At 64.8% G+C, this 26384-nt stretch carries 26 protein-coding genes; 9 read left to right on the forward strand and 17 right to left on the reverse strand.

Annotated elements, in window-relative coordinates; all coding sequences use genetic code 11:
- Positions 1 to 2: 2 nt before the first annotated feature.
- The 3 genes from CAG18_RS08360 to CAG18_RS08370 are packed head-to-tail and all read right to left on the reverse strand — an operon-like array spanning position 3 to position 1358.
- Positions 3 to 200, reverse strand: a complete 198-nt coding sequence (locus CAG18_RS08360; RefSeq protein WP_043935378.1) for a DUF1289 domain-containing protein — start codon at positions 198 to 200, stop codon at positions 3 to 5.
- Positions 190 to 714: a gamma carbonic anhydrase family protein gene (locus CAG18_RS08365; protein ID WP_015269134.1), complete on the reverse strand. Its 525-nt coding sequence runs from the start codon at positions 712 to 714 to the stop codon at positions 190 to 192. Before CAG18_RS08365 ends, CAG18_RS08360 begins: the two co-directional genes overlap by 11 nt.
- A gap of 44 nt (positions 715 to 758) precedes the next feature.
- Positions 759 to 1358: a CoA pyrophosphatase gene (locus CAG18_RS08370; RefSeq protein WP_003252125.1), complete on the reverse strand. Its 600-nt coding sequence runs from the start codon at positions 1356 to 1358 to the stop codon at positions 759 to 761.
- 124 nt (positions 1359 to 1482) lie between these two features.
- On the opposite strand from CAG18_RS08370, the gene CAG18_RS08375 reads away from it, so the two are divergent.
- The 4 genes from CAG18_RS08375 to CAG18_RS08390 all read left to right on the forward strand — a co-directional run bounded on the left by CAG18_RS08375 (position 1483) and on the right by CAG18_RS08390 (position 9008).
- Entirely contained in the window at positions 1483 to 2034 is a 552-nt protein-coding gene (locus CAG18_RS08375; RefSeq protein WP_039612785.1) for an NUDIX hydrolase, read from the forward strand.
- A gap of 22 nt (positions 2035 to 2056) precedes the next feature.
- A complete protein-coding gene (locus CAG18_RS08380) occupies positions 2057 to 2611 on the forward strand; it encodes a murein L,D-transpeptidase family protein (RefSeq protein ID WP_013971179.1) in 555 nt (184 codons plus the stop codon).
- Between the two features lie 160 nt (positions 2612 to 2771).
- Entirely contained in the window at positions 2772 to 4454 is a 1683-nt protein-coding gene (locus CAG18_RS08385; RefSeq protein ID WP_085720729.1) for a ShlB/FhaC/HecB family hemolysin secretion/activation protein, read from the forward strand.
- Positions 4455 to 4481: 27 nt separating this feature from the next.
- Positions 4482 to 9008 carry a hemagglutinin repeat-containing protein gene (locus CAG18_RS08390; protein ID WP_085720730.1) on the forward strand — a complete coding sequence of 1509 codons (4527 nt, stop codon included), beginning with the start codon at positions 4482 to 4484 and terminating at the stop codon, positions 9006 to 9008.
- A gap of 247 nt (positions 9009 to 9255) precedes the next feature.
- On the opposite strand, the gene CAG18_RS08395 is transcribed toward CAG18_RS08390, so the two are convergent.
- The 12 genes from CAG18_RS08395 to CAG18_RS08450 form a co-directional block, all read right to left on the reverse strand.
- Positions 9256 to 9915 (reverse strand): general secretion pathway protein GspN, encoded by a 660-nt coding sequence (locus CAG18_RS08395; RefSeq protein WP_085720731.1) that lies wholly within the window; start codon positions 9913 to 9915, stop codon positions 9256 to 9258.
- Entirely contained in the window at positions 9912 to 10298 is a 387-nt protein-coding gene (gene gspM / locus CAG18_RS08400) for a type II secretion system protein GspM (RefSeq protein ID WP_085720732.1), read from the reverse strand. Before gspM ends, CAG18_RS08395 begins: the two co-directional genes overlap by 4 nt.
- Positions 10295 to 11371, reverse strand: coding sequence for a type II secretion system protein GspL (gene gspL / locus CAG18_RS08405; protein WP_085720733.1), 1077 nt, complete (start codon positions 11369 to 11371; stop codon positions 10295 to 10297). Before gspL ends, gspM begins: the two co-directional genes overlap by 4 nt.
- The gene (locus CAG18_RS08410) at positions 11368 to 12039 is read right to left on the reverse strand and encodes a prepilin-type N-terminal cleavage/methylation domain-containing protein (RefSeq protein ID WP_082810542.1); all 672 of its coding nucleotides are present in this window, start codon (positions 12037 to 12039) and stop codon (positions 11368 to 11370) included. Before CAG18_RS08410 ends, gspL begins: the two co-directional genes overlap by 4 nt.
- A gap of 71 nt (positions 12040 to 12110) precedes the next feature.
- On the reverse strand, positions 12111 to 12479 hold the full coding sequence (locus CAG18_RS08415) for a type II secretion system protein GspI (RefSeq protein WP_003257989.1): 369 nt from the start codon (positions 12477 to 12479) through the stop codon (positions 12111 to 12113).
- The gene (gspH, locus tag CAG18_RS08420) at positions 12476 to 12913 is read right to left on the reverse strand and encodes a type II secretion system minor pseudopilin GspH (protein ID WP_085720734.1); all 438 of its coding nucleotides are present in this window, start codon (positions 12911 to 12913) and stop codon (positions 12476 to 12478) included. Before gspH ends, CAG18_RS08415 begins: the two co-directional genes overlap by 4 nt.
- A gap of 3 nt (positions 12914 to 12916) precedes the next feature.
- Complete coding sequence (gspG, locus tag CAG18_RS08425) at positions 12917 to 13351, reverse strand: type II secretion system major pseudopilin GspG (protein WP_013971171.1); 435 nt, start codon at positions 13349 to 13351, stop codon at positions 12917 to 12919.
- 17 nt (positions 13352 to 13368) lie between these two features.
- Positions 13369 to 14571 (reverse strand): type II secretion system inner membrane protein GspF, encoded by a 1203-nt coding sequence (gene gspF, locus CAG18_RS08430; RefSeq protein WP_015269124.1) that lies wholly within the window; start codon positions 14569 to 14571, stop codon positions 13369 to 13371.
- A gap of 3 nt (positions 14572 to 14574) precedes the next feature.
- Positions 14575 to 16023 (reverse strand): GspE/PulE family protein, encoded by a 1449-nt coding sequence (locus CAG18_RS08435; protein WP_085720735.1) that lies wholly within the window; start codon positions 16021 to 16023, stop codon positions 14575 to 14577.
- Positions 16023 to 17786 (reverse strand): type II secretion system secretin GspD, encoded by a 1764-nt coding sequence (gene gspD / locus CAG18_RS08440; protein WP_178075696.1) that lies wholly within the window; start codon positions 17784 to 17786, stop codon positions 16023 to 16025. Before gspD ends, CAG18_RS08435 begins: the two co-directional genes overlap by 1 nt.
- Before the next feature lie 3 nt (positions 17787 to 17789).
- On the reverse strand, positions 17790 to 18224 hold the full coding sequence (locus tag CAG18_RS08445; RefSeq protein WP_178075698.1) for a pilus assembly protein PilZ: 435 nt from the start codon (positions 18222 to 18224) through the stop codon (positions 17790 to 17792).
- Complete coding sequence (locus tag CAG18_RS08450; protein WP_085720738.1) at positions 18221 to 19861, reverse strand: lipoprotein UxpA; 1641 nt, start codon at positions 19859 to 19861, stop codon at positions 18221 to 18223. The genes CAG18_RS08445 and CAG18_RS08450 overlap by 4 nt, the downstream gene beginning before the upstream one ends.
- Before the next feature lie 223 nt (positions 19862 to 20084).
- Between CAG18_RS08450 and CAG18_RS08455 the strand changes: the two genes are divergently transcribed.
- Both CAG18_RS08455 and CAG18_RS08460 read left to right on the forward strand, forming a co-directional pair.
- Positions 20085 to 22145 (forward strand): PhoX family phosphatase, encoded by a 2061-nt coding sequence (locus CAG18_RS08455; protein ID WP_085720739.1) that lies wholly within the window; start codon positions 20085 to 20087, stop codon positions 22143 to 22145.
- A gap of 258 nt (positions 22146 to 22403) precedes the next feature.
- The gene (locus tag CAG18_RS08460; RefSeq protein ID WP_139657443.1) at positions 22404 to 23303 is read left to right on the forward strand and encodes an RHS repeat-associated core domain-containing protein; all 900 of its coding nucleotides are present in this window, start codon (positions 22404 to 22406) and stop codon (positions 23301 to 23303) included.
- 258 nt (positions 23304 to 23561) lie between these two features.
- On the opposite strand, the gene gspK is transcribed toward CAG18_RS08460, so the two are convergent.
- Positions 23562 to 24527 carry a type II secretion system minor pseudopilin GspK gene (gene gspK / locus CAG18_RS08465; RefSeq protein ID WP_015269118.1) on the reverse strand — a complete coding sequence of 322 codons (966 nt, stop codon included), beginning with the start codon at positions 24525 to 24527 and terminating at the stop codon, positions 23562 to 23564.
- Positions 24528 to 24672: 145 nt separating this feature from the next.
- On the opposite strand from gspK, the gene tatA reads away from it, so the two are divergent.
- The 3 genes from tatA to tatC are packed head-to-tail and all read left to right on the forward strand — an operon-like array spanning position 24673 to position 25969.
- Positions 24673 to 24906, forward strand: coding sequence for a twin-arginine translocase TatA/TatE family subunit (gene tatA / locus CAG18_RS08470; protein WP_015269117.1), 234 nt, complete (start codon positions 24673 to 24675; stop codon positions 24904 to 24906).
- Entirely contained in the window at positions 24906 to 25211 is a 306-nt protein-coding gene (gene tatB / locus CAG18_RS08475; protein WP_085720740.1) for a Sec-independent protein translocase protein TatB, read from the forward strand. The genes tatA and tatB overlap by 1 nt, the downstream gene beginning before the upstream one ends.
- Positions 25208 to 25969, forward strand: coding sequence for a twin-arginine translocase subunit TatC (tatC, locus tag CAG18_RS08480; protein WP_085720741.1), 762 nt, complete (start codon positions 25208 to 25210; stop codon positions 25967 to 25969). The genes tatB and tatC overlap by 4 nt, the downstream gene beginning before the upstream one ends.
- 102 nt (positions 25970 to 26071) lie before the next feature.
- On the opposite strand, the gene CAG18_RS08485 is transcribed toward tatC, so the two are convergent.
- Positions 26072 to 26383 carry a hypothetical protein gene (locus tag CAG18_RS08485; protein WP_015269114.1) on the reverse strand — a complete coding sequence of 104 codons (312 nt, stop codon included), beginning with the start codon at positions 26381 to 26383 and terminating at the stop codon, positions 26072 to 26074.
- Position 26384: the final 1 nt, after the last annotated feature.

Genomic DNA, 26384 nt, shown 5'->3' on the forward strand with positions numbered 1-26384 from the left:
GCCTACAGGATGAGGCCAGCCTCCACGGCCCTTTCATGGCAACGCTTGAGCACAGCCCGGCGCTCGTCGTTGTCCATCCGCCCCCAGCGGCTGATTTCCGCCACGCTTCGCTGGCAACCGGTGCAGATATCCTGCTCGTCCAGTGCACAGATGCTCACGCACGGCGAGGCCACCGGCCGCTCCACTACATCACTCATCATCAACCACCAACTCCCGTGCATAACGCTGGGCATTGTGCACGTAATGCGCGGCACTGGCTTCAAGCATGCGTTTCTGCTGTTCGGTCAGCTCGCGCACCACCTTGCCCGGCGAACCCATCACCAGCGAACCGTCGGGGATCTCCTTGCCTTCTGCAATCAGCGCATTGGCGCCAATGATGCAATGCTTGCCGATACGCGCGCCATTGAGGATGACCGCGTTGATACCGACCAGGCTGTAGTCGCCCACCGTGCAACCATGCAGCATGGCGTTGTGGCCAACGGTCACGCCCTTGCCCAGGGTCAGCGGCGAGCCCATGTCAGTGTGCATCACCGTGCCATCCTGCACGTTGCTGCCTTCGCCAATGTCGATCAGCTCGTTGTCCCCGCGCAGCACCGCGCCAAACCACACGCTGGCATCGGCCTGCAGGCGCACCTTGCCGATCAGCGTGGCGTTGGGTGCGGCCCAACTGGTGGGGTGGCTCTCGACCCGCAGGTCGCCCAGGCGGTATTTCATGCTTGCTCCTCAGGCTGCAACGCAGACGACGGGGTTGGCCCCGCTCAGTTTTCGATGTAACGCTCCGGGGGCTGGTGCAGGCTGATGCCGGCATCGAACAGCAGGTTGACCAGTTCGACGATCATGATCGCCGACAACCCCCAGATCTTGTATTCGCCATAGCGATAGCTGGGCACATACCAGCTGCGCCCCTGGTAATCGATACGATGGGTATGGTCGCGCGGATCCTGGCGGAAGAATTCCAGCGGCACGGTGAATACTGCCGCGATCTCGGCATCATTGGCACGGTATTCGACGAAATCGGGAATGAGCCCGACGAATGGCGTCACTTTCAGGCCGTGCAGCGAAATCAGCGGGCTGAGTGGGCCGATCACCTCCACCAGGCCTGGTGGCAGGCCGATTTCTTCTTCGGCTTCACGTAGCGCGGTGAACACCAGGTCCGGGTCTTCCGGGTCGCGGCGGCCACCGGGAAAAGCCACTTCGCCGCCGTGGGTGGACAGGCCCTTGGCGCGCAGGGTCAGGACCAGCTCGGGCGCTTCGCTGCGGGTAATGGGCAAGAGGACCGCCGCTTCGGGGAACCGCCGGTCGGTTTCCAGTGATGCGGGTTGGTGGTTGCTCATTCGGCGAAGTAGCTCGTCCAGCATTGCGCACGCTCATATCCAAGGCCTGCCTTGCATGATGCACCAAAGGCGCGAAGCACCCAAGCCCCGTGCGCTTGCGACGGCACGGCCGGCGCGCCAAGATAGCCCGGAGCAAAAGGAACGACACATGAAATTCTGCAGCGCGTGCGGCCAGCCGGTCACTCAGCGGATCCCCGAGGGCGACAGCCGCCTGCGGTATGTCTGCGAGGTTTGCCAGACCATCCACTACCAGAACCCCAACATCGTCGCCGGCGTGTTGCCGACCTGGGGCAGCCAGGTGTTGCTGTGCCGGCGCGCCATCGAGCCACGCCGCGGCTTCTGGACCCTGCCCGCCGGTTTCATGGAAAACGGCGAAACCCTGGACCAGGCCGCCCGTCGCGAAACCGTCGAGGAGGCCTGCGCCCGGGTCGGCAGCATGAGCCTGTACCAGCTGTTCGACCTGCCACACATCAACCAGGTGCACGTGTTCTTCCGCGCCGAGCTTGCGGACCTTGATTTCGCTGTCGGTGTCGAAAGCCTGGAGGTGCGGCTGTTCGAGGAACATGAGATTCCGTGGGGCGAGCTGGCTTTCCGCACCGTCACTCGCACACTAGAATGCTACTATCGCGATCGCATCGGGCAGCACTACCCCATAGGCCATGAATACCTGCCGCCGATGAACGTCTCGCCCACCACCTAGAAGCCTTCAGGGATACCGTTACATGCGCTGGTTGCTTGCCCTTTTCTGCCTTTGCGTTACCTCGGTGTCCCAGGCGGCCTTCACCGAGACCATCATCCGCAAGCCCCAGCCGGCAGTGCAAACCCCGTCGCCTTCGCAGCAGGCCATGCAACCGCTGATCGACAAGGTGCTGGTGATCAAGTCCGAGCGCCGTCTGCAACTGATCAGCCGTGGCGAACCGCTGAAGACCTACCGCATCTCGCTGGGCAAGCAGCCAAAGGGTGCCAAGGAGCGCGAAGGCGACAAGAAAACCCCCGAGGGCCTTTACTGGCTGGACTGGCGCAAGCAAAGCGACCGTTTCAACCTGGCCATACACATCAACTACCCGAACATCAACGACGCGGCCCGTGCCACTCGTGAAGGGGTGAGTGCCGGCAGCATGATCATGATCCATGGCACGCCGATCAACGACGAGTATCCGGAGTGGTACTTCCACACCCTGGACTGGACGGATGGGTGTATTGCCATGCGTAACCGCGACATGCAGGAAGTGTGGGACCTGGTGCGGGATGGCACGTTGATCGAAATTCGGCCCTGATAGCGGGCCTTTCAACTGATGCTGTAGGAAGCTTCCCACCATCAGGCAAGAACGCGCCCTACAAGCGCTTAGGCCGGGTACTGCATCCAGGCGAACCCCTTAATTTTTAGCATCCACGCAGACGAGTACGAAATCCGTACATCATTTGCGGGGTGCTTCAATGCCGTTCCACATTCATCGCGCCACCTGCTGGGCGCTCACCTGCTGCCTGTCAGGTTTGCTGGCCGCACCACAGGCGTTGGCAGACGACCCGGCCAGCCAGCAACTGCGCGATCAGCAGCGCGGGCTGCGGCAGCTGGAACAGCAACAGCGGCTGGAACGCTGGCAGCGCCAGCCCGCCCCTGCCGAAAGCCACAACGCCACCGCCCCCCTCCCCCACGACCAGCGCTGCTGGGCCATCACCGGCGTACGCGTGGCCGGCAACCGCGAGCTTTCCGACTCGGCGCTAACGCCAACCCTCCGCAGGTTCATTACCCCGTGCATGGGTATCGCGGAAATCAACGGGCTGCTGAAAGCCATCACCCAGCGCTATGTGCAAGCCGGATACCCGACCAGCCGGCCCTACCTGCAGCAACCTCCACAAGACGGCGCACCGCTGAACCTGGTCATCGTCGAGGGGTTCGTCGAGTCCATCGAAATGGCCGGCCCCGAGTTGCCTCTGTCGCTCCCCGGCGCCTTTCCCGGACTACTCGGGCAGCCACTGTTCCTGCCAGCCCTGGAGCAAGGCCTCGACCAGCTCAACCGGCTGCGCGCTTATGACCTGTCCGCAGAGTTGCTGCCCGGCGAACTGCAGGGCGGCACCCGGGTTGTCGTGCAGCCGCGCAAGGTGGCCTCGCGCGGGCACCTGGACAGCCGCTTCGACAACCGCGGCAGCGACCTGACCGGGCGTCATCGCCTGAACTTAGGCTTCGGCCTGGACAGCCCGCTGGGCCTCAATGATGACCTGCGCCTGTCGCTAAACGGCACGGTGCTCGATGCGCCCGGGCAAAGCCAAGGCATCTCGCTGTACTACAGCATCCCCTACGGCGCCTGGACCTTCGCGCTCAGCGCCAGCGAGCTGCGCTACGAGGCGCCGCTCCCCCACAGCCGCCAGGTAGCCGACGGCAGCAGCAGCTACCAGGGCCTGAGCGTCGAGCGGGTGCTGTGGCGCAACCAGCAAGGCATGCTCAGCGCCAGCACCCGGCTGGACCGCAAGCAAATGGTCAACCGCAGCGCGGGCGCGGTGATCGTCCAGCAGAGCCCCACCCTGGTCTCCTTGGAAGCGGGTATCAACCTGCTGTGGCTCCAGGGCGGCCTGTGGAATGGCTACCTCGGTGTCGCCCAGGGCGTCGATGCCTTCGGCGCCGACCGCTCACCGCTGGGAGCGGAACGCCTGCGCCCGGATTTTCACAAGTACCGCGCCAACCTGCTGCACCTGCGCCAGGGCCCGGCCAGCCACCCATGGCGCTGGCAGAGCGAACTGGCTCTGCAATACAGCAGTGACCCGCTACCCGCCGTCGAGCAGTTGCTGGCCAGCGACGATTCGGCCGTGCGCGGGTTTCGCCTGCGTACCTACTCCGGTGCCAGCAGCGCCGTCTGGCGCAACACCGTCAGCCAGCCGCTGCCGGGGGGCTGGGCCGCTCCCCTGCAAGTACGCCCCTACATCGGCCTGGACCTGGGCTGGACCCGCACTGCCGAAGGCAAACCTTCACAACGCCTTGCCGGGGCAACCGCCGGTGCCGAACTGAGCCTGCCCGGCAGCCACCTGCGCCTGGGTTACCAACGGGCGCTGTATGCCAGCGACCTGCCCCGCCCGCTGCTGGAACCCGGCTTCTGGGTAGTGGAACTGGCCCTGACCATCTGATTCACCCACAACAAAGAGAACGAGAACATGCAAACACTCTCGCAGTCACCGTATTCCCGCCCGGATATCTTGCGCTGGGCCATCTTCCTCGGCCTGCTCGGGCCCGGCGCCGCACTGGCCCAGGGCGGCCTGGCAGCAACCAGCGGCCCCGGCGGTACACCGGTCATCAACGACGGCCACGGCGTCCCGGTCATCGATATTGTCGCGCCAAACGCCAACGGGCTGTCACACAACCAGTTCCTCGACTACAACGTCGACCGTTCAGGGCTGGTGCTGAACAATGCCACCCAGGCCGGGCAGTCGGAACTGGCCGGTGCCCTGGCGGCCAACCCGCAATTTCAGGGCCAGGCCGCCTCGACCATCCTCAACGAGGTGGTCAGCCGCAACGCCTCGCTGATCGAAGGGCCACAGGAAATCTTCGGCCGCCCGGCCGACTACATACTGGCCAACCCCAATGGCATCACCCTCAACGGCGGCAGCTTCATCAACACCACGCGCGCCGGCTTCGTGGTGGGTACCCCCGAGTTCGAGGGCCAGCAACTGAAGTATCTCGACACGCTGAACGCCAGCGGTACCCTGCAAGTGCTCGAGGGCGGCCAGCGAAACCCCAACGGCGCCCTCGAGCTGATTGCCCCGCGCGTGGACAGCAAAGGGCTGCTGATGGCGCGCAACTCCATCGATATCACCGTGGGTCGCAACCGCATCGACAGTACCAGCGGCGAAATTGTCGAGCACCTGCCCGGTACCCCTTCCAGCATCGATGCCAGCCTGTTCGGTGCCATGCGCGCCGGGCGCATTCGCGTGGTGAGCACCGCAGAAGGTGCTGGTGTGCGTGTGGGGGCATCGCAACTGCTTGGCATCGACGGGGTCGACATCCAGTCGGCCGGCGCCCTGCAGGTCAGCGGCAAGGCCGACAGCCCCGTCGAACTGCACAGCGAACAGGGCGATCTGCGGCTGACCGCTGCCGATGACCTGACACTCGAAACCGTCGATGGGCAGGCTCGGCGAATCGAGGCCAAGGCGGGCAAGAAGCTCACGCTGGATGCCACAACCCGCGAGAACATCGAGCGCGACAGCGACAGTTGGAACAAGAAGTTCCTGTTCGTCACCCGCGAAACCTACAACCGCGAAACTACCACCACCCAGCAGCAGCAACAGGGCAGCCGCTTGCAAGGCAAGGACAGCGTGCTGCTGCAATCCGCTGACGACATTCGCCTGGTGGCTGCCAAGGTGGATGCTGGCAATGAGCTGACCCTCGACAGCGGCGCCAGCCTAGCCATCGCTGCCGGCATCGACAGCCAGCACACCGAAGAGCAGGTTCGCCACCGCAAGGACTTGTGGCGCGGTGACAGTGATACCGACCAGTACAAGGAAACCGCACAAGGCAGTGCGCTCCAGGCCCAGCGCATGACGCTCAAGGCCAAGAATACTGTCGATGTGAAGGGGAGCAGCCTGCACAGCCGCGGCGACATGGCGATAGAAGCCAAGGAGGCAAACATCGCTACCACCGCCCTGCAGCAGCGCGGTACCCGGCGCGACTATCGCGGCGACCTGGTATCCGGCACCTTCTTTGGCGACCGCAAGGGTAACGACAGCGAAGGCCAGGCCGTTGCCGGCAGCAGTGTCACGGCGGATGGCAAGCTTACCGTGACAGCTGACCAGGTAGCCATCAAGGGCAGTACCGTGTTCGGCAAGGAGGACTCGGTGCTCTACAGCACAAAAGGTGCACTGGCCATCGAAGCCGACCATGGTCGAACCACCTCTACCGACCGTACCAGCGACAGCAAGCTGTTCGGCCTGATTGGCAGCGACCGCGAGAACACCGAGCGTACGCAACAGGTGCTTACCAGCGACGTCAGCTCGGCCACCAATTTGCGCCTGGCCAGCGCCGAGGAAATGCGCATCCAGGGCGCCAAGGTCGTAGCGGGCGAGCACCTGCAGGTAGAGGCCAAGGGCGACCTGCTGATTACCAGCGCGCAAGCGGTTGACGAGCGCGAAACCCGTAACCAGCAACGTGGGTTCACTGCCAGCGCCAAGCAGACCCAGGAGGCCGAGGATGGCAAGCCCGAGTCCCGCCAGTATTCGGCCGGCATTGCCTATGACGTCGCCACCACCAGCAGCAGGCAGCGCACCACCAGCCAGGTCGCCAGTGAGCTCGAGGGCGCCTCGGTGAGCCTTGGCAGCAGGGCCCACCTGCAAGTCAACGGTTCCACGGTGAAAGCCGCCGCAGGCGACCTCGATGTGCAGGCCCAAAAGGTGACCCTGGGGGCAACCCGCAATGACCACGACACCACCACCAGCACCACCCAGAGTGGCGGCGGCTTGACGGTGACCGGCGGCATCGATCGGCTGGGCAGCTTGTTCGAAGGCCATCACAACCGCCAGGTGCAGACTGAACGCGACAGCAATGCGCAACGCAGCACATTGCAGGCCAGCGGCGACCTGAAGCTCAAAGGCGATGAACTGGTCACCGAGGCCGCACGCGTCAAGGCTGGCAACACTCTGCAGGTAACGGCCAAACGCATCGACAACCGCGCGGTGCAGGATATCGAGGAACGTGAACAAAGCCGTGACGACTGGTCGGGCAGCCTCGGCGCCAGTGTCGAGTATCGCGACCTTACCCGCCCCATCGAACGCCTGGTGCTGGGCGAAGAAGCCGCACGCTTCCAGCAAGCCTCCCCCGAAGACGCCATGGCGCCACCCAGCGTTGGCGCCGACATGACCGTGGAGCACATCAAGCGCCTGGAAAACCAGCGCCGCGGCTTTGCCCAGGTGAGCGAGTTGTCCGGGGCCAAGGTCGAAGTCAAGGCCGACAACATCACCGACCAGGGCACCGCCTGGCGCGCCAACGACGGCAAGCTGCAGATCGGGGCCCGACAACACCAGATGCAGGCGGCCGAGAACACCCAGGAAAATACCGTGCAACGCCTGGCCTACGGCGGCGATGTTCGCCTGGACACCAGCACCGGCGAAGACCTCAATGTACGCGCCGCCGGCAAAGGCGGCTCGCTGGACAAAAAGGACAGCACCAGCAGCGCCGTACCCGGCAGCCTGTATGGGCAACAGGGCATCCAGGTGCAACTGGGCAGCTCAGGGCATTATGAAGGGACGCGCATCGATGGCGGTGAAGGCAGCGTGGTCATGAGCAGTGCCGGTTCGCTGACATTGCCCCAGGCAACCGACCAGGTCGAACAGCAGTCACGCCAGCTCGACGGCAATGCCTGGGCCAAGGTCGGCAACCGCCCGGGCAGCACCGGCGTCGATGGCCGGGGCTACCTCGACCATGGCCAGAACCAGAGCACACAGCGCAAGGCCCAGGTGGCGCAGATCGACGCCAAGGGCCAGGTACAGCTGAGCAGTGGCGGCGACCTGTTGCTCGAAGGCACCCGCATTGGCAGCCGTGAGGCCAAGACTGGCGACATACAACTGCAAAGCGGCGGCCGGCTACAGGTCAAGGCAGCCAGCGATACCCAGAACGCTACCGGCGCCAAGTTGGGCGGGGGCGTGGAGCTGGCGGTCAAGGCTGGCAACACCAAGGGCGGCGCCATCGGCGGCCACTTCAGCCACGGCAAGCAGGACGAAGCGGCACGCCAGGCGGTGAATGCCCTGTTCGCAAGCAACGGCACAGTGACCTTGGGCAGCAGCGCCCGCGAGAATGTCGCCCTGCACCTTGAGGGCCTGCAGGCTTCGGCCGAACAAATAACCCTCGACGCATCGAATGGGGGCATGCTGGTGGAAGCGTCATCCAGCCAGGAGCGACGTGACAACCTCGACATCACCGCCGGTGCCGGCTTCGACATGGCCAAGGGCGCGCTCGATACTCGCGGCCTGCATGGCCGCGTCAAAGTGGAGCTCGACAAGCGCGACAACCTCACCTGGAATGCCAGCGACCTGCGCGCCGAGCGCATCGACTTGCAAAGCCGCGGCGATACCCGCCTCGAAGGCGCCACCGTGGAGGCTGGGCATATCAAGGGAATGATCGATGGCGACCTGCGTATCGCCAGCCGCAAGGACAGCGTCGATACCCTGAGCGTGAAAGGTGATGCCCGCCTGAGCCAGGAGAAAAACCCGCGGGGCTACGTCAACGCGGCCACTTCGGTGGCAGGGCCGCTGGGGAGCAAGGTGAATGAAAAAGCTGGCTCCGCCCTGAGCAAGGCAGACCCGGGGCTCTCGCCCACTTTCAGCCTCGACGTGTCGCACGCGCAGCGCGACAGCGTAGGCCAGCAGGCCACGCTCAAAGGTAGCGACGGCATCGACCTGCAGGTTGGTGGCAACGCTCACCTGGTGGGGGCACGCTTGCAGTCGGCCAAAGGCGATGTGGCACTCGACGCCAACTCGGTTAGCCGAGAAACACTGAGCGGTAACGACTATCGCCGGGATGTGTCGATCGATGCGTCCAACTCACCGGTGGACCTGGGCACGGCGGTGGCCGAGCTGGCCAAGGGCAAGGGTGCGGCGGATGGGGAAAATGCACTGGACCTTGGGTTGTTGAGGACCAGTGGGCACAATCGCAGTGAGCAGTGGGCTTCGAGTGTGCAGGGCAAGAAAAACTGAGGCAGGCGCCGCGCTGGAGGGCACGGGCTTCGCCCGTGTTCGCGGGTAAACCCGCTCTCATGGAACTCATTGGTTCAGTGAGTTTTTGTAGGAGCAGCCTTGTGCTGCGAAGAGGTTGGTACTGACAAAGCCTGATTATTGCTCGTACCGGCCTCTTCGCAGCACAAGGCTGCTCCTACAAAGGACGGGTCGGAGTCGATTGGATAAGTTGTAGGAGCCGAGCCAGCTTGCCGGCGATAACACCTGTCTACCAGCGCAAATCCCGCTGCCCTGCCAGCGCCTGCGGCCCAAGCCACTGCACGCCTCGCAGCAAAGGCGTCAGCGCCGCTTCTGGCTGCAACTCCACCACCACTTGCGCCCGTCGCGCTGGCAGGTCAGCATCCACGGCCAACAGATGCTGCCCCGGCTGCGCCAACTGCCCGCGCACGTGCCAGCCGCTGCGGCAGTCCATTTCCAGCCAGCCCTGCCCCAGGCCCAGTGACCAGGGCTCGCTCAAGGCAAGGTCGGTTATCGCGATGCGGCCTTCGCTGGCACGGCATTGCCGCCCTGCTCCCTGCACCCGCAACGCGCCTTGCCACTGGCCGGCCAAGCGGAAATCCGTCGTCACCGTCGCCTGGGCGCCCATGGCCGTCGCCCCCAACCGCCAGCGCCATGGCCAGCCTTCGGCGCGCAACTGCCAGGCCTGGCCTTGGAAGCCCAGCTGTGCATCCGCCTGCAAGCGCCAGGGCTGCACCGCCCAACGCAATGGCCCGACCGGCCCCAGTTGCTGCGCCTGGCCTTGCCACAGGCTGCCGCTGACCTCACGCGCTGGCAGGCCTATCCCGCGCACCACCCAGCTGGCCGGCAGTTCCACCAGCAATGTCACGGTGAATACCAACAGCACCCACACCACACTTCTTCGGCTCATGGCCGCACCACCAGGTCGAAGCGCAATCTCTTTTCATGCTGTTCCAGCCCCCACTGCAATGGCTGTACGCCTTCTGCACGCAGGGTCTGCAACCAGCCTTGCAGCACTCGCTCGTCGGCCACCTGCCCACGCAGTTGCCAGGTCTTGCCCTGCGCATCGACCTCGGCCAGTTCGATCTGCCGCGCCTGGGCCGACTGGCGTAGCCGCTCCAGGCTCAACCCCGGGCCGCCTTGAAGGCTGGCGGCCTGTTCGGCCAGCCCGCGCCACTGGCTGAGCTCGCGCCATTGCGCAAGGCCTGCGCGCAGGGCCAGGAAGGCCAACAACAGGGCAATCAGTGCCCAGGCGAACTTCAAACGATGACGCTGTATCCAGTCCCGGTTCATGAGGCTGCTCCCAGGTCGAACACCACTTGGCCGTCCTGCACTTGCACAGAGGCCCCGGCGGCTGTCGCCATGTCGCTCCATGGCGGCGCACCGCCCTCGCCTTTCAGCCGCAAGTGCCAGCGCTGGCCATCGAAGCGCACCGCTTGCAGGCGCCAGCCGGGGTGGTCACGCAGCCAGGTCTGCAACGCAGCCTGCAGGTCTTCGAGCTGGCGCGTGCGCAGCTGCTGTTGCAATTCACTTTCGCGCAGGCGTTTGAGGGCCTGCGCGGCGTGCCGGGGGCTGGCCTGCTCACCGGTCACGGCGATGACCTGGCTGCGCCAGAGTTGCGCCTGGGCCCACTGCTTGTTCAACCACAGCCCGCCCCAGACGGCAGCCAGTACCAGGCAGGCCGCGAGCAGCCGTTGCTGTGGCCGGGAAACCACCGGCAGCGAACGCACCTTGCGGGTACGCTCGAACAGGTCGGGCAATAAATCGAGCGGTGCCAGCGTACTGGGCCAGTCTCCGCTCAGCGAAACCTTTTGCAGCTCCGCCCACGGTTGCCGTGGCACCTCGCCCAGTGCATCCGGCCAGGCCAGCCAGTGCTCCTGCCTGTCTTCGGCCAGCCCTTTGTACAAATACATGCCGGGTGTGCGCTGCCATTGCCAGGCATGTCCCGCCTCGGGGGGCGGCAGCAGCTGTAGTTCTGCCCAGCAACGTGCCACCTGCAAGCCCCATTCGGCGCACTGCCCGCGCCAGTCCTCCAGTTGCTGACGAGCCACTACCAGTAACCGAAGATGGCCGGGCTCGCGGGCCAGGCAGGCGCATGTCACCTCGTCGACTGCCTGCAGCAAGCGGTCTTCGAGCAACAGCGGCCATTCTTCACGCTTGAGCCCCGGCGGTGCCGGCACGCGGAAGTAGCTGCAGGTCTCGGCAGGCAGGATCAACGCCACACGGGCTTGCAGGTTCGCCAGGGGCTCGCCCTGCCCATGGCGTTGCACAAGGCCGCCCTCGGCCAGCGCCCAGTGCCAGACAACGCCCGGTCGCAGCAACAGCCACGACTGGGCCGGGCTGCGCCGCCGCCATTCAAACTTCATGAGCGCCCCCAAGGGAGGGCGAAAGTGCAGACATAGGGTGCTCCGTCACGCTGCAGTTCCAGACGCACGCCACGGCCGGGGTGCGCAGGTTGGTCGGAAGGCCAGGCCAGCCAGCGGCCGCCCTGGTAATAAAGAACATTCATGGCGCTGACCCGGTCGAGCCGCTCGCGCTGGACCCAGCGTGGGGCGGCGGCGGCATAGAGATCGGCCGAGCTTTCCAGCAGCAGGCGCTGCTCACGCGCCTCGAAGCGCAGGCGCTGGCGCTGCAGGCGCGAGCCGCCTTCGGCTTCCGGCATGCCGGTGATGGCGACCCAGAGCAACTGGTTGCTTGCCGGTTGCCAGTCCAGCCAGCGGCTGGCCAAGGGCAGGCGCTGGTCGTAGACACGGCGCATTACCGGGCTGTCGAAGCGACGCTCCAGGGCCAGGCAGAAATCCAATACCGAGGTTTCCTGGTTGGTGACCTGCAGGCGTTCGCGAACCTTGAGCCAGCCGTTGACCAGGGCGGCGAGCATGATGCCGAGCACGGCGGTAAGTGCCAGGGCTACCATCAGCTCGATCAGGGTAAGGCCGGCCTGGCGGTGCCTCGTGGGTAGACATCTGCGCGGGGGGTTGAACTGGGCATCTGTGGGAGCGGGTTCACCCGCGAACACCGGCGAAGCCGGTGCCATGCACCGCGGTGCCTGCTTCGCGGGTAAACCCGCTCCTACAGGGACCGCGCACGCTTCACGATCTCTGTAACTCATGGCCGCTCCAGAAACACGGTGTACTGGCCTAGCGGCAGGCGCTGGTCGCGGTCGGCGAACAACAGCAGCTCGCCACGGCGCAGGTCGCGTACGCCGGTGCGGCGCAGTTGCAGTTGCCAGTGGCAGCGCTGGCCGCCTTGGCTCAGTTCACCGCCAACCTGGTTTTCCGCCGGCCAGTACTGCTCGACGGCAAAGCGGGTTTGCAGTTCTCGCACGCATAGCAGGCCAAGGCGGTGTTGCTGCAGGTTGTCCTGCACCGCCAGGCGCTGGCGCAAAACCTGGCTGGTGATCACCGCCAGCACCGCGGCAATCGCCAGGGCCACGGTCACCTCCAGCAGGGTGAAGCCACGCTGATGCCGCTTCATGGGGTGACCACCACCTGCAAGCGGCCATCGCGGCTCCAGGCCCATTGCTGGCTGCCATCGGCCCAACGCCAGCGCACCTTGCCTGGGTGCGCCCAGCCATGTGGGGTGAACAACAGGCGCGGCTGCGGGCTGGCCGGCCAGTCCGGGCGCAGCCCCTTGGGCCAGTCACCAAGGGCGACTGCCTCGACCACCCAGCCATTACCCTCGCGCCGGACGAACTCCGGACGCTGGCCATTCCAGCGCAGCCCGCGCAGCTGCCCGGCATGCCGGGCCAGCGCGGCCTGCGACCGGGCCTCGCTCGCCAGCCGTTGCAGCGCCTGGTCGACACTGGCCTGGCTGTTGCCGAACCCGGCCACCGCCAATCCGGTCATCAGCCCGGCGATGGCCAGCACCACCAGCAACTCGATCAGGCTGAAGCCCCGCTGACGACGCACCCGTTACAGTTCCCAGTTACCCAGGTCGGCATCCTGGCCTTCGCCGCCCGGCAGCCCGTCGGCACCCAGCGAGTACACGTCGACACGGCCATGTTCGCCGGGCATGCGGTACTGGTAAGGGGTGCCCCACGGGTCTTCCGGCAGGCGGCGCACGTAGCCGTCGCTGCGCCAGGCCCGTGGCAGCGGCTCCTGGGCCGGCTTTTTCACCAGCGCGGCCAGGCCCTGCTCGCTACTGGGGAAGCGCAGGTTGTCCAGGCGGTACATGTCCAGCGCTTGCTCCAGGGTGGCCAGGTCGGCCATCACCTTCTGCTTCATGGCCTTGTCCTGGTTGCCCAGCACGCTGGGCGCAACCACGGCGATGAGCAGGCCGATGATGAAGATCACCACCATGATTTCCATGAGGGTGAAACCGCGCTGGCGGTTACGTCGATGCTGCATGGCAGTACTCCTTGTCGTCACAGTTGCAGGCCCTGGTTGAGTTGCATGATCGGCAACAGCACCGCCAGCACGATGAACAGCACCACGGCGCCCATCACCAGGATCATCAGGGGTTCGAACAGCGCCATGGCGGTATCGACCTGGCGGGCGAAGCCGCGCTCCTGGTCATCGGCCACGCGCTCGAGCATGTCGGCCAGGGTGCCGCTGGCCTCGCCGCTGCCGACCATGTTCACCAGCAGCGGCGGGAACTGCTGGCAGGCATCCAGCGCGCGATGCAGGCTGGTGCCGCCCTGAACTTGCTGGCGCACCTGCTCCATGGCCAGGCGGATACGGCGGTTGCCGACGGTTTCGGTGGCCACTTGCAGGGCTTCGAGCAGGGCCACGCCACTGCCGCTGAGGATTGCCAGGCTGCGTGCCAGGCGCGCGCTTTCCAGCACCTGCAGCAGGTTGCCTATATGTGGCAGGCGTAGCAGCAGCTGGTCGCGGCGCAGGCACCAGTGCGGCTTGCGCAGCAACCAGCCGCCGAGCGCGCCAAGCAACAGGGCCAGCGCCAAAAGCCAGGGCCCGGCCTGCACCAGCCCTTGGCTCAGGCCGATCAGCAACGAGGTAATGAGCGGCAGGCTTTGCCCGGCATGGGCGAATTGTTCGGTGAGCTTGGGTACGACGAAGGTCATCAGGCCTACCACCACGGCAAGCGACACCCCCATCAACACGGTGGGGTAGATCAGCGCGGTACGTGCCTTGTGCTGCTGTCGTTGAACCTGCTCCAGGTGGTCAGCGAGGCGGGTCAGCACCTGGGCCAGGCGACCGGACCGCTCGCCGGCCTCGACCAGCGCGCAGTACAGGCCGGTAAACGGTGCCCCCTGACGTGCCAGGCTGCGAGCCAGGCCCAGGCCTTCGGCCAACGAGCCGCGCAAGGCCACCAGCACACTGTGCAAGGCGGGCTGGCGCAGTTGCCGTTCCAGGGTAGCCAGGGCGTCGACCAGAGGGATACCGGCACCGGTCAGGGTGGCCAGCTGACGAGTCAGTTCGCATAGCTGGGCGCGGCTCAGGCGCTGGCGCCGGGGTTGCCGGGTGCCGGCTTCGTGACGCTGCAAGCGGCGGGCGAACAGGCCCTGCTCACGCAACAACTGGCGGGCATGACGTTCGCTGTCGGCCTGCAAGCTGGCCTTGTGGGTCTTGCCGGCGAGGTCGACGGCCTGGTAGCGATAGGTCGGCATGGCTCAGCCCTGCACCACGCGTAGTACTTCGGCCAGGCTGGTCTCGCCACGGGCCAGGCAGTCACTGGCCATCGCCACCAGGCTCTGCCGGCGCTCGGCCAGGTAGTCCTGCATGGCCAGTTCGCTGGCGCCGTCGTACAACAGGCCGATCAGCCCGGCATCCAGCTCGATGAATTCATACAGGCCCAGGCGCCCGACATACCCGCTGCCCTGGCACTGCTCGCAGCCCACCGCGTGGTAGCTGCTGCCCAGCGCCGCCAGCTCGGGCCACAGGTCGCGTTCCGCCGGCTGCAGCGGGTGCGCCACGGCGCAACTGCACAAGCGCCGCACCAGGCGCTGGGCCAGTACGCCGCGCAGGCACGAGGCAATCAGGAACGGTTCGATGCCCATGTCGCGCAGGCGGGTCACCGCGCCCACCGCACTGTTGGTGTGCAGCGTGGACAACACCAGGTGGCCGGTGAGGCTGGCCTGCACGGCGATCTGCGCGGTCTCCTGGTCACGGATTTCGCCAAGCATGATCACGTCCGGGTCCTGGCGCAGGATGGCGCGCAGGCCGCTGGCAAAGGTCAGCCCGGCACGCGGGTTGATGGCGGTCTGGCCGATGCCTGCGATAGCGTATTCCACCGGGTCCTCGACCGTGAGGATGTTGCGGCTGCCGTCGTTGAGGCTGTTGAGGCTGGCATACAGGGTAGTGGTCTTGCCCGAACCGGTCGGCCCCGTGGACAGCACGATGCCGTTGGGCCGCGCCAGGCAACTGCGCAGGCCGTGCAATACCGCTGCCGGCATGCCCAGGTTGCCCAGCGCCAGCAGGCTGGCTTGCTTGTCGAGCACACGCATCACCACCCGTTCACCATGGATGCCGGGCAGGGTCGAGACCCGCACATCCACTTCGCGCCCCGCCGCACGCAGGGTGATACGGCCATCCTGGGGCTGGCGCTTTTCGGCGATGTCCAGACGGGCCATGACCTTGATCCGCGACACCAGCATGGCCGACAACGCACGCGGTGGGCGCAACACTTCGCGCAGGTGGCCATCGACGCGCAAGCGCACCACCAGGCTCTGCTCGAAGGTTTCTATGTGAATGTCCGAGGCACGCAGGCGCAGGGCCTGGCCGAACAGGCCGTTGATCAGGCGGATTACGGGGGCTTCGTCGTCGCTTTCCAGCAGGTCCTCGATGCGCGGCATTTCGCTCATCAGGCTGTCCAGGTCGACCTGGTCGCCGATGCCTTCGATCAGCGCCTCGGTGGCGGCATCGCCGGCCTGGTACAGCTGGCCGAGGCGTTCGTCGAACAGTGCAGGCTCCAGGTATTCGAGCAGGCTGGGCTGGCCGTGCACGCGCAGCAGCTCCTGCAATTGGGCGCTGTCGGCGTCATGCCGCAACCATAGCTGCCAGCCCTGCTCCGCAGGGGCCATGGCCACCCCGCTCTGCCGTGCCTGGCGATAAGGCAGCATCACCAGTCACCGCCTTCCAGCCGTGCGCGGCTGGAGGGGAACACCTGCAACAGCGGCGTAGCGTTTTGGGCATCCGCCAGGTCGGGCAACTGCAGCGGCGTGGTCTGCTGCAAGCTGCGGTACTTGTCTTCGCTGAGCCCGGCCAGGCTCGGCCCGTCACGCAGGATGCGCGGGCGGATGAACACCATCAGGTTCTGCTTGGTGTTCTTCGTGGCGTCGGAGCGGAACAGCCGGCCCAGGTAAGGGATATCGCCAAGCAGCGGCACACGCTGGTCGCTGGTGCTCAGTTCGTCGCTGATCAGGCCGCCGAGGATCACCAGGCCGTTGTCCTCGACCATGACCTTGGTCTTGATCTCGCGCTTGTTGGTGATCACGTCGCTGGCAGCCGTGGTGTCGGCAATCGACGACACTTCCTGGACGATGTCCAGGCGCACGCTGTTGTCGATGTTGATCTGCGGCTTGATGCGCAGCTTCACCCCGACTTCCTTGCGCTCGATGGTCTGGTACGGGTTGGCGTTGTTCTGCGTCACCGATCCGGTGACGAAGGGCACTTCCTGGCCGACCAGGATCGACGCCTCGGCGTTGTCCAGGGTCAGCAGGGTGGGCGTGGACAGCAGGTTGAAGCCGCTCTTGCCCTTCAGCGCGTTGACCAGCATGGCGAAGTTGAAGCCGCCGCCGAAATGGCCGATACCCGCCATGGCGCCGGTGGTGCTGGACAGCAAATCGCCAAGGGCCTCGTTGTCGCCGCTGGCAGCGGCCCCTGCGATGCTGGCGATGTTTACCCCGTTGCTACCGAAGTTGACGATGCCGGCACCGAACTTCTCGTCAGCGAACAGCCACTGCACGCCCAGTTCCTGGGCGCTGCTGTCGGACACCTCGGCGATGATCGCTTCCACCACTACCTGGGCACGGCGGATGTCCAGCTGCTCGACGATGGCGCGGTAAGCGGCCAGCTCGCTGTCGGGGCCGACCATGACCACGGCGTTGGTGCCTTCTTCGTATTCCAGGCGGATGCCCGCCCCCCCGGCGACAGGCACTACGGGCCTTTCCTTGCCCTCTGCTTCGCCCGCACCTTCAGAGGGCGCCATGCCTTCCTGGCTGAGCCCACGCAACACCTTGACCACTTCGCCAGCATTGGCATGGCGCAGGTAGATGACCTGGGTACTGCCGCTGCCTGGTGCGTCCTGGGGGCGGTCGAGCTGGCGCAGCAAGCTGGCGATACGTTCCAGGTTGCTGCGCCAGTCGGTAACTACCAACTGGTGCGCCGCCGGATAAGGTGTGATCACACCGACCCGTGGGTCGATCAGGGGCTTGAGAATGCCCAGCACCTGCTCGCTGGCGGCGTTACGCACATTGAATACCCGCGTAGCCACACTGTCGCTGCCTTCCCCCTGCTGCCCTCCCGCCTCCACCGGCACAGGCTCCAGGCGGGCGGCCTGGTCGGGAACGATCTTCACGCTGCCGTTGGGCAGGTCGACAGTGGCGTAGCCCTGGGCGCGCAGCTGGGCCAGAAAGATGTCGTAGATGGCATCGGCGTCGTGCAGGTCGACGGTGCGCACGGTGACCTTGCCCTTGACCCGGGGGTCGACGATGAAGGTGGTGCCGGTGATGCGCGACACGCTGTCGATGAACTCGCCCAGCTCGGTGTCGACGAAGTTCACCTCGTACATCGGCGTACCGTTGTCGTCGAACACCGGCTCTTCAGCACAAGCCATGGACAGGGCCAGGCTCAGTGCGGCCGCCACGCAATATCTAACAGGCATCGTTCATCCTTGCCGCTTGAAGCCGGTCACGACGGGGCGTGGCGGCCAGGGCAGGCGTTCACGCCGCCCCTGGTTGTTGAAAATCAGGCCATCGCTGTCGATGTCCTGCAGCACGATCCCTGGCGCCAGGCGCTGGCCGCGGGCCAAGGTGCGCACCTGCTCGCCATAGCGCAGCACCACCACACTGGAGGCCAGCGGCTGGGCCTTGAGGCCACCCAGGTATTGCAACGGCAGGCGGGTGATGGCGATGGCACCGTCGTCGACGGGTACCTTCCAATAGCCAACCATCAAGCCAGGCAGCGGCTTGTCGGGCGCGGCGGGCGCGGCGGGCGCAGTGGCCGGTTGCGGCTGGCGGCCCAGTTGCAGCACGCACTGGGCCGCCAGCCAGCCGACCAGGGTCAGGCCAGCGCCAGTCAGCAGGCGCGAGGCGAGCATCACGAGGCCAGTTGCCTTGGGTGCCAGCCCGGATGCCCCTGCACGTAGCGCACTTCGGGCAGTTGCAGCGGCGCCAGTTGCCAGTCGCTTGCCTGGCGGGCGAGCCAGGCTTCGACCCGTTGCCACAGCGGCTCGCCGGCCTGGGTTTCGAATTGCAGGCCAAAGGTGCGGCACAGGCCCTGCACCGGCTCCAGGCCACTGATGCGCTTGCCTTGCGGGCTGTAGCTGACACGCCAGGCCTGGCCCTGCCAGCGCGGCAGGTCCTGGCTGTTGTCCAGCAGCAGCGGGTCGCCGAACAGTTGCTCCGCGGCGTTTTCCAGAACTTGTTCGACCTGCCGGGCCGGCGCTTCGACCACCGGTGCCGGGTAGCCACCGGTGAGGCTGATCAGGTGTTCGCGGGTAATGGCCGCCCCGGCGGGCAGCGGATAGTCGTAACGCAGGCCCGGCAGCAACACCGGCATGCTGCTGTCGTCGGCCAGGGCCTGATGCAGCAGGCGGTCCCAGCTGCCGCCTCGGGTATCGCGGCGCCACAGCGCCTGGGGCGCGCGGGCTAGCGGTTGGTCGAGCCAGGCCGCGTGGCCGGCGCGCTGCTGGCGCAGTTCTGCCTGCAATGCCCCGATACGCTGCTGCGCGGCGGGTGCCAGCTGGTGCTCAAAGGCTGGGAAGAAACGCCCGTCGAACTGCCACAGCCCGGCCACGCGCTGGCAGCGCAGGCGGAAGGCGCCGCTGCCCCGGCAACCGGCGAACAGCACCGGCACGCGGCGGCCGCTGGCCTGGCTAACCTCGACCGGCGCCGGCCACAGGTCCTGGCCGCGGGCGCACAGCAGCACGTCGATCTGCGGCACTCGCTCGGCCAGCCACAGGCCCGGCCCGGTACCGACATCGGCCATGGCCACCACCAGGTCGGCCTCGCTCCGGGCTTGTTCGAACACCGGCTGCAATGACTGGTACCACTGTTTAAGAGAGGCTTTCTGGTCCTGGGCGTAGGGGTCGGTCACGCCGACCACAGCAATACGTGCACCGCCACGTTCAAAGACGTGCAAGGCTTCCAGGCCCAAAGCCCGGCGTTGTGTGTCTGCCAGCCCGGCGCCCAGGCTAACGGTGCCAGCCTGGCGATACAGCGCCGGGCTGCGCTGTGGCCACAGCACGCGCTCGTCGCTGCTGACCCGCGCTTCGCTGCCCAGCAGCTGGCTGCCCTGCAGGCCGCTTTCGCCCTGGGTCAGGTAGGCCAGGCCACTGCCATTCCAGCCCTGGCCGTTTTCCAGGGTCAGGCTGTTGCCCGCCCCAGCCTCGCCGCGCAGTTGCTCGAGCAACGCCGCCAGCACCGCATAGCCGCCCAGCTGGGCAGATGCAGCCTGGCTGGCATCGAGCAATGGCGCCAGTTGCGGGTAGGCGATGCTGGCACTGCTGCCGGTCATCCATGGTGCGCGGCCCAGGTGGCTGACCGGCCCCAGGCGGGTGGCCGGCACCACGGCCTGGCCAGGCTGGCGGGCATCGAGGGTGTCGGCCACGTACAGCAGGTCGAAGCTGGCATTGCCGCCCTGCTGCCCAGGAAGGGCGGAGCAGGCGCCGAGCAACGGTGCCAAGGCACCGATACCCATCCAGCTGATCACTTCGCGCCTGTGCACACTGCTTGCCATCGAACCCGCCATCCTTATCCATGTTCATTCAGGGCCCCGGATGTTGCGGCGTTGGCATTACAGTTTGATGGCAGAAATCCGACAGCCATTCCAAATTGATCTGTAGAGCACGCTTCTAAGAGCGAGTTGTTTTAAAACCCCTTTAACATTTCTGCCAATGAATCATCATATTTGCGCACTAAAGTCGCGGTTCCTCCAACTCAGCCAACATAAGGACACCCTGATGAGTCGAGATACCGGCGACAACCTGGACCGGAACCAAAGCGGCAACCTGCCGATGGCCAGCGTTATGGACGCCTACCTGAGCCGCCGCAGCGTGATGCGTGGCAGCCTGGGCGCCGCCATCGCCATGATTGCCGGTACCGGCCTGACAGGCTGCTTCGACGGTGGTGGTTCCGATCACGATGATCCGGTCACCGAGCCACCCGTGACTGAGCCGGAAGTGCCGAAACTGGCACTGGGCTTCCAGTCCATTCCGGGCTCGCGCACCGACGCCTGCGTGGTAGCCGCCGGTTACAGCGCCTATGTGCTGGCGCCCTGGGGCACGCCGATCAACAGCAACGGCAACCCGTGGAAATCCGACGGCAGCAACACCTCGACCGACCAGGCCAACGCCATGGGCATGCACCATGACGGCATGCACTTCTTCCCCATCAACGGCAGCTCCGAAGACGGCCTGCTGGCGATCAACTTCGAGTACATCGACACCGCCGCCCTGCACCCGGCCGGCCCGACCACCGATGTGAACGGCAAGCGCCCGGTCGAGGAAGTGCGCAAGGAAATCAACGCCCATGGTGCCGGCGTGGTGCGCCTGCAGAAAATCGGCGGCCGCTGGCAGGTGGTCGACAACGACCCGCTCAACCGCCGTTTCACTACCGCCTCGCGCATGGAAATAACCGGCCCCCTGCGCGGCACTGATCACGTGAAGACCAAGTATTCGCCGGACGGCACCCACTGCCGCGGCACCAACAACAACTGCGGCAACGGCTACACCCCCTGGGGTACCTACTTGACCTGTGAAGAGAACTGGCCAGGCATCTTCGTCAACAAAGGTACCCGCCCTGAAGACCAGCGCCGCATTGGCGTGGGCACCTCCAGCGGCCAGTACAAGTGGGAAACCGCAGCCGGTGACAGCAGCGAAGTGGCCGACGAATTCGCTCGTTTCGACGTCACCGTCAAAGGCGCCAGCGCCACCGACGACTACCGCAACGAAGCCAGCACCTACGGCTACATCGTCGAGATCGATCCGTACAACAGCGCCACACTGGCCACCAAGCGCACCGCGCTGGGCCGTTTCCGCCACGAAGGTTGCTGCCCGGGCCTGGCGGTCACGGGCAAACCGCTGGTGTGGTACATGGGCGACGATTCGAACAACGAGTACCTGTACAAGTGGGTGTCCACCGCTGTGTGGGACGCCGCCGACGCCAACCCCGCCGACCGCCTGGCCACCGGCACCAAGTACCTCGACCAGGGCAAGCTGTACGTGGCCCGCTTCAATGCCGACGGCACTGGCGTTTGGCTGCTGCTGGACGTGGGCACTGCGACCACTGGCGGCAGCACCTTGGGTGCGCTGTATGGCGACCTGCCGGGCATCATCCTCAACACCCGTGGTGCTGGCGATGCGGTGGGCGCAACGCCGATGGACCGCCCGGAATGGACCACGGTCAACCCGCTGAACGGCGACGTGTACCTGACCCTGACCAACAACAGCGCGCGCACCCCGGAGAAGGTCGATGCAGCCAACCCGCGCGGCCCGAACCGTCACGGCCACATCATCCGCTGGCACGACAGCGACGACCAGCTGAGCTTCACCTGGGACATCTTCGTGTTCGGCGCCAACGCTGCCGGTACGGCCGACATCAACCGCTCCGGCCTGACCGAACTGAACCAGTTCGCCAGCCCGGACGGCATGAGTTTCGATAGCCGTGGCGTGTTGTGGTTCGAGACCGACAACGGCGAGAGCACCGTGACCGACTACACCAACGACCAGCTGCTGGCAGTGATCCCCACCAATCTGGTGGATGCCAGTGGCAAGCAGGTGCCGGTGAACGCGCAGAACCAGGTGGACCTGCGCCGCTTCTTCGTCGGGCCGAATGGCTGCGAGGTGACCGGCATTACCTTTACCCCGGACAACAAGACGCTGTTCGTCAACATCCAGCACCCGGAGAACTGGCCGTATACCGACAAGGCCACCGATGCCACCCCGGCAGGTGCCACGGTAAGGCCGCGGGCTGCGACCGTGGTGATCCAGCGTATCGATGGCGGGGAGATCGGCACCGCCTGATTGATCTGCGCACGGGGGCCGCTTTTGCGGCCCTATCGCGACACAAGGCCGCTCCTACAAGGGATCGCATTCCCCTGTAGGAGCGGCCTTGTGTCGCGATGGGCTGCAAAGCAGCCCCGGAAAAATCATCCGTTACATTTCTACTCGGGACCGCATGCCCAGTAGCAGTGTATTCAAACCACCTGATAAATCTGCCAGTAGACATCCGCAAGCTTGTGAAAAATACTTTTACCACTTGTAACCCTTTGGAACACACACATGCGTTCAGCAACGCCCCAATCAAAACGGAAAAAATTCTTTTTCCAAGATAACCAATTGACTTGTGAAGCAAGTGACAGCCCACGTCGCCTATTGTGGGCCAATGGCATTACACTAGCGGAACTAGACATCTCGAAAAAAGCCAGCCAAATTCTGCAATCCGACAATGCAAACACTGCTTTGCGCAGTATTCCAGAAGGTTTGCCACAAAACTATTCGCCCTATGGATTTCTCCAAACAACTCCATTAGCACATCTTGTCGCATTCAGCGGGCAGCGACTCGATACAATGCTGCAATGTTATGCACTTGGCAATGGACGCCGATTCTATAGTCCCAGATCAAGACGATTTCTCCAGAGTGATAATCAATCTCCGTTCCGTAAAGGTGGACCTAATGGATACAGCTATTGCCAGAACGACCCCATCAATCGGCATGACCCAAATGGACAATGGTGGCAATGGTTGAAGCGGGGAGTAAATTGGCTGGCCGGTAAGCTTCCAACATATTCTGTAGATAGACCACAGTTACGCACCGGAAACCAAACCTTACAAAGCCCCAACGTTAATATAAGAATTCATACCACTGAACAAGCACCATCACCGGATTCATTTCACGTTTCACTAAATATCCGTGACATCGAGTTTGCCGCGAGAATAGGAAACAGAGTCATTAATAGTGCCACAGTACTAGAACCATTGTCTAATGCGGCCGTCAGACAGTTAAACCATGCAGCCGCTGGACTTGCAGTGGCCTATACTACCGACCGTGTAACGAATAGTATTTTTGGCGAACCCAATACGGCTCTCGCCGTAACCGCCGAGCTCGGAACTCTAGCTTATCTCGATAGACGCCTAATCAGTGATACTGCATCAGCCATTCGAAATGTATATTTCCGATAGCACCATAATGCTTCAACCGCCATTGAATTAGCTTTTGCAATCCAAGGGTGCTGTCGAGCAAATTGGAGCAGCGCCGTGGTCTTGTGACGCGCCTCTTCCAAGGATGTATTGCTCAGCGAAAAATAGTTCCGCGACATGGGCCACGGAAAGGCTTCAGGCTGTGACTGTGGTGATCCAGCGTACTGATGGCGGCGAGATTGGGACTGTCTGACCGTTCTGGGCATAGGGGCCGCAAAGCAGCCCCGGCAATCTCAAGCCCTACCACACCATCGGCTCGCGGCTGCGCACCCGCACCTGCTGCGCCGGTACCCGGGCATGCCATTGCACCACCCCCAGCGCCTCCACCTGGAACTCACTGCGTATCACCCGCCCCTCCTCCGCGAACGACAGCTGCAACAGGAAATACCCGCTGTTCAGCAGCAGCCCTTCGCTCAAGCGCTCGAAGGTTTCGTCATCCACCGCCCCCAGGGCCTGGCGTAGCGCAGTTGCATCCACATACCCCGACGCCGGCCGGCCGCTGATGATGCGGCTGAGCAACGAGCGTGGATAACGCCCTTCATACAGCGCCTCCAGCAACGGCAGATGCTCCAGCCCCAGGGCATTGGCATTCAGCCGCCAGCCGGTGGTCTGCGGCAAGGCGCACAGCATCGGGTAACGGCCCTGGCGGCTGGCGTCCGGCTCCAGTAGCAGATTCAGCTCGCTGGTATCGAGCATCGGCTGGTTGGCAGCCAGGCGTGGTGGTTGCTGGCGCAGGTACTGGGCGCTCTCGGCGCCCTGCAGACGGGCATCGCTGTCGGCATCCAGCCAGTCGGCCAGGGCATCGACCAGGCGCTCGGCAGCCATGTCGTCGCCCAGCAGGTAGCGCAACTGGCGCGCAGCACGCTCGCCGTCAGCACCGAGCAACGCATTGACGTTGAAACAGGTGTGCTGGTCGCGCACCCGCAACTGCGCCTGGCCGGCGCCAAAATCGTAGTTCAACGGCTGCCCGCGCAAGGCCTGCCAGAACAGTGGGCTAAGCCGCCAGCTGGGGTCACGCAGGGCCTGCTCGGCATAGGCCAGGCCGGCCTGCTCCATCGCGCGCGCCTGCACCCGCTGGTGCAACAGACGCACATCATCGACCTGGCGTCGGCCATCTTCCACCAGCCAGGCCATGCCCGCCGCCAGCATCGCCAGCACAACCATCACCATCAGCAGGGCCGCGCCCTGCTGTTGCCTGCCACCCATCCTTGCCTGCCCCTGTCGCCGAATAAAGACGCCAGTCAACACGCCCGGTGTTGCAGGTAGATGGCAGTGACCGTTCGTCATGTGTACGTCATCTGCGCGAGGCAGGATTGTCTTTCCTTTTCATGACCTTACAGGAGTGGTCGCAATGGGTGGCATTGGAATCTGGCAACTGGTGATCGTACTGCTGATCGTATTCCTGCTGTTTGGTACCAAGCGCCTCAAGGGCCTGGGCAGCGATATGGGCGAGGCGATCCAGGGTTTTCGCAAGTCCATGGGCGGTGACACTGACGCCACTCCCCCAGCGCAAACGCAGGTGCAGCAACAGTGCCCGTTGACCGGTCAGGGTACGCAGCAACCGCAAGCGGACCGTCAGCCCTGATGTTCGAGGTAGGCTTCAGCGAGTTGCTGCTGGTCGGCATCGTCGCGCTATTGGTTTTAGGCCCGGAGCGCCTGCCGGTGGCTGCACGCACCCTCGGGCGCGGCCTGGGCCAGGCGCGCAGGGCCATGCACACCTTGCGCAGGCAGGTGGAGCGGGAGATCGAACTGCCCGCTGTCGAGCTACCCACTCTCGACAGTGCGCCTTTGCAGCGCCTGGAACAGGAGATCCGCCAAGGCATCAGCCTGAAAGCGGAGCCGGCCAATGATGCGGCCACGGTCGCTCCCCCCAAGGAAAACCTTTCATGAGCATTGCCATGGACCCGGCGGCGAGCATGCCGCTGACCGAACACCTGCGCGACCTGCGCAAACGCCTGATGCGTTGCCTGGCGCTGGTGGCGCTGGTGTTCGCCGGCCTGTTCCCCTTCGCCCAGGCGCTGTACACGCTGATTTCCGAGCCGTTGCGGCGCTTCTTGCCGGAAGGCGCGAGCATGATCGCCACCAGCGTCACTTCGCCGTTCCTGACGCCGTTCAAGCTGACTGCGATGTGCGCAGTGTTTATCGCCATGCCACTACTGCTGCACCAGGCCTGGGGCTTTCTGGCGCCGGGGCTGTACCGCCGTGAACGGCGCATTGCCCTGCCGTTGCTGGTATCGAGCATCGTGCTGTTCTACGCCGGCATGGCCTTCGCCTTCTTCCTGGTGTTCCCGATGATGTTCGGCTTCTTTGCCAGCGTGACACCGGAGGGGGTGGCGATGATGACTGATATCAGCCAGTACCTGGACTTCATCCTTGCGCTGTTTCTGGCGTTCGGGCTGGCGTTCGAGATCCCGGTGGCGACGTTTATCGTGGTCTGGGTGGGGTTGGCCGATGTGGCTACATTGCGGCGCAGCAGGCCCTACGTGATCGTCGGCTGCTTTGTGGTGGGGATGATCCTGACGCCGCCGGATGTGTTTTCACAGACGATGCTGGCGGTGCCGATGTGGGTGCTGTTCGAGGTGGGTTTGCTGGCTTGTGGGTGGTTGAAGCGGCCTGGGCAGGGCAAGGAGATTGTGGCTGGATTGTAGGGCCCTATCGCCGGCAAGCCAGCTCCCACAGAGATATCACAGGTTCTGATGACTGCGATATTCCTGTGGGAACTGGCTTGCCGGCGATGGCCTTGATGCGGTCTAGAACTCGGCGAGCCGCCAGACTTCGTAGGCTGGCGTCTCGTACGGGTGGCTCTGCTTGAGTGCAGCGACGACCTGGGCAATCAGGTCGTCAGCCACCACCAGCTCCACCTTCCACTCTTCCACCACCTCGACCTGGCCGGTTTGCCCGAGGAACGGCTGGCTGCCGTCCAGCGGGCGGAACTGGCCCTGGCCCAGCGTCTGCCAGGCGCAGTGGTCATAGTCACCGATGCGCCCGCCACCAGCGGCGAACACAGCGGCCTTGACCACTTCGACGTGGCTGGCGGGGACGAAGAAGGCGAGCTTGTACACG

This window comes from Pseudomonas sp. B22(2017), from assembly GCF_002113105.1.
GTDB lineage: Bacteria > Pseudomonadota > Gammaproteobacteria > Pseudomonadales > Pseudomonadaceae > Aquipseudomonas > Aquipseudomonas asiatica.

Coding starts and splice junctions, on each gene's coding strand:
- CAG18_RS08360 (WP_043935378.1), bottom strand. CDS start 200: ATGATGAGTGATGTAGTGGAGCGGCCGGTGGCCTCGCCGTGCGTGAGC.
- CAG18_RS08365 (WP_015269134.1), bottom strand. CDS start 714: ATGAAATACCGCCTGGGCGACCTGCGGGTCGAGAGCCACCCCACCAGT.
- CAG18_RS08370 (WP_003252125.1), bottom strand. CDS start 1,358: ATGCTGGACGAGCTACTTCGCCGAATGAGCAACCACCAACCCGCATCA.
- CAG18_RS08375 (WP_039612785.1), top strand. CDS start 1,483: ATGAAATTCTGCAGCGCGTGCGGCCAGCCGGTCACTCAGCGGATCCCC.
- CAG18_RS08380 (WP_013971179.1), top strand. CDS start 2,057: ATGCGCTGGTTGCTTGCCCTTTTCTGCCTTTGCGTTACCTCGGTGTCC.
- CAG18_RS08385 (WP_085720729.1), top strand. CDS start 2,772: ATGCCGTTCCACATTCATCGCGCCACCTGCTGGGCGCTCACCTGCTGC.
- CAG18_RS08390 (WP_085720730.1), top strand. CDS start 4,482: ATGCAAACACTCTCGCAGTCACCGTATTCCCGCCCGGATATCTTGCGC.
- CAG18_RS08395 (WP_085720731.1), bottom strand. CDS start 9,915: ATGAGCCGAAGAAGTGTGGTGTGGGTGCTGTTGGTATTCACCGTGACA.
- gspM (WP_085720732.1), bottom strand. CDS start 10,298: ATGAACCGGGACTGGATACAGCGTCATCGTTTGAAGTTCGCCTGGGCA.
- gspL (WP_085720733.1), bottom strand. CDS start 11,371: ATGAAGTTTGAATGGCGGCGGCGCAGCCCGGCCCAGTCGTGGCTGTTG.
- CAG18_RS08410 (WP_082810542.1), bottom strand. CDS start 12,039: ATGGCACCGGCTTCGCCGGTGTTCGCGGGTGAACCCGCTCCCACAGAT.
- CAG18_RS08415 (WP_003257989.1), bottom strand. CDS start 12,479: ATGAAGCGGCATCAGCGTGGCTTCACCCTGCTGGAGGTGACCGTGGCC.
- gspG (WP_013971171.1), bottom strand. CDS start 13,351: ATGCAGCATCGACGTAACCGCCAGCGCGGTTTCACCCTCATGGAAATC.
- gspF (WP_015269124.1), bottom strand. CDS start 14,571: ATGCCGACCTATCGCTACCAGGCCGTCGACCTCGCCGGCAAGACCCAC.
- CAG18_RS08435 (WP_085720735.1), bottom strand. CDS start 16,023: ATGCTGCCTTATCGCCAGGCACGGCAGAGCGGGGTGGCCATGGCCCCT.
- gspD (WP_178075696.1), bottom strand. CDS start 17,786: ATGCCTGTTAGATATTGCGTGGCGGCCGCACTGAGCCTGGCCCTGTCC.
- CAG18_RS08450 (WP_085720738.1), bottom strand. CDS start 19,861: ATGGCAAGCAGTGTGCACAGGCGCGAAGTGATCAGCTGGATGGGTATC.
- CAG18_RS08455 (WP_085720739.1), top strand. CDS start 20,085: ATGAGTCGAGATACCGGCGACAACCTGGACCGGAACCAAAGCGGCAAC.
- CAG18_RS08460 (WP_139657443.1), top strand. CDS start 22,404: ATGCGTTCAGCAACGCCCCAATCAAAACGGAAAAAATTCTTTTTCCAA.
- gspK (WP_015269118.1), bottom strand. CDS start 24,527: ATGGGTGGCAGGCAACAGCAGGGCGCGGCCCTGCTGATGGTGATGGTT.
- tatA (WP_015269117.1), top strand. CDS start 24,673: ATGGGTGGCATTGGAATCTGGCAACTGGTGATCGTACTGCTGATCGTA.
- tatB (WP_085720740.1), top strand. CDS start 24,906: ATGTTCGAGGTAGGCTTCAGCGAGTTGCTGCTGGTCGGCATCGTCGCG.
- tatC (WP_085720741.1), top strand. CDS start 25,208: ATGAGCATTGCCATGGACCCGGCGGCGAGCATGCCGCTGACCGAACAC.